The 760-nt window shown below is 67.5% G+C and carries 1 protein-coding gene; it reads right to left on the bottom strand.

Features of this window, described 5'->3' with window-relative positions; all coding sequences use genetic code 11:
- Positions 1 to 75: 75 nt before the first annotated feature.
- The coding region (locus tag SM191_RS19910) for an electron transfer flavoprotein subunit beta/FixA family protein (RefSeq protein WP_341507655.1) at positions 76 to 760 on the bottom strand (685 nt) is incomplete at its 5' end.

Below are 760 nucleotides of genomic sequence, written 5' to 3'. Positions count from 1 at the left end.
TCGACGCCGCCGTGACGGTCGCCAGCGTGGCATCCTTGACGGCCCCGCCGTCATGCTCGACCCATACCAGCGTCTTCACTTGGCCACTCCCAGTGCTTTGAGTTTCTCGACCAGTTCGTCGACCGAGCCGACCTTGACGCCCGCCTGGCGCTTGCCCGGCTCGGCGACATGGGTGATCGTCAGCCGAGGTGAAATGTCGACGCCGTAATCGGCCACCGTCTTGGTCGCCATCGGCTTGGATTTGGCCTTCATGATGTTCGGCAGCGAGGCGTAGCGCGGCTCGTTGAGGCGAAGGTCGGTCGTCACGATGGCGGGGAGCGTGAGGGCCACCGTCTCCAGACCGCCATCGACCTCGCGGGTGACGTTGGCGGTCTGGCCGTCGATCTCCACCTTGGACGCAAAGGTCCCCTGCGCCCAACCGAGCAGCCCGGCCAGCATCTGGCCGGTCTGGTTGTTGTCGCCGTCGATCGCCTGCTTGCCCAGGATCACCAGGCCGGGCTGTTCCTCCTCGACCACCCTGGCCAGCAGCTTGGCGACGCCGAGCGGTTCGGGGGCCTGGTCGGCGGTGATCAGCACCGCCCGGTCCGCGCCCATCGCCAGCGCGGTACGCAGCGTGTCCGCCGCCTTGGGCTCGCCGATCGAGACGACGACCACCTCGGTCGCCGCCCCCTTCTCCTTCAGCCGGATCGCCTCTTCCACCGCGATCTCGTCGAACGGGTTCATGCTCATCTTCACGTTCGCCAGATCGACGCCCGTCCCG

It is taken from the genome of Sphingomonas sp. 2378, from assembly GCF_038084995.1.
Lineage (GTDB): Bacteria > Pseudomonadota > Alphaproteobacteria > Sphingomonadales > Sphingomonadaceae > Sphingomonas.
The sequence above is the reverse complement of the archived record's forward strand: the minus strand, read 5'-3'. Positions and strand labels throughout refer to the sequence as shown.